At 48.2% G+C, this 768-nt stretch carries 1 protein-coding gene; it reads left to right on the top strand.

The genetic code is table 11. The features are described from left to right. Positions 1-12: 12 nt before the first annotated feature. Positions 13-768: aldehyde dehydrogenase family protein (locus A3738_RS27480; protein WP_156504545.1), on the top strand; the 756-nt coding region annotated here is incomplete at its 3' end.

Here is a 768-nt window from a genome sequence, read left to right as displayed (position 1 = left end):
TAGGATAAAGCTATGAGCCAATTAGGAGCTTTCATTGCAGGACAGTGGCATCACTGTTCAGGACCATCGTTAGCTAGCCATAATCCTTTTAATGGTGAGCTTGTTTGGCAGGCAAATAGCGCAAATAGCGATGATGTATCGCGTTCTGTTGAAGCGGCGAGAGAAGCGTTTTCAAGTTGGGGGCGCACCGCATTCGATGAACGTGTGGCTTTAGTAGAAAAGTTTAAAGAATGCCTTCAGGCACGCAGTGAAGAGTTAGCGATCGCGATCGGTAAAGAGACAGGCAAGCCATTGTGGGATGCGAGAACCGAAGTCGGCGCGATGGTTGGCAAGGTCGCTATTTCTCAGCAGGCCTATTTAGATCGTACAGGACATTCAAGTAAGGAATTGCCAGCAGGCTTGTCTTCTTTAAGGCATCGGCCGCATGGTGTTGTCGCGGTTTTTGGACCTTATAATTTCCCTGGCCATCTACCAAACGGACATATTGTGCCTGCGTTATTAGCCGGCAATACGGTTGTCTTCAAACCAAGTGAACAGTGCCCTTTGGTTGCGCAAATTACTTTAGAAATTTGGATTGAGGCCGGTTTACCTGAAGGAGTGATTAATCTCGTCCAAGGCGAACGACTAACCGGTGAAGCGCTCGAACAACATCCGGATATAGATGGACTGTTTTTTACAGGAAGCTCCAGAACCGGAGCCATTCTTCACCAACAATGGGCAGGTCAGCCCGCCAAGATCCTTGCTTTAGAAATGGGAGGCAACAATCCA

It is taken from the genome of Oleiphilus sp. HI0066 (assembly GCF_001635725.1).
This window is presented reverse-complemented; position numbering and strand designations above follow the sequence as displayed.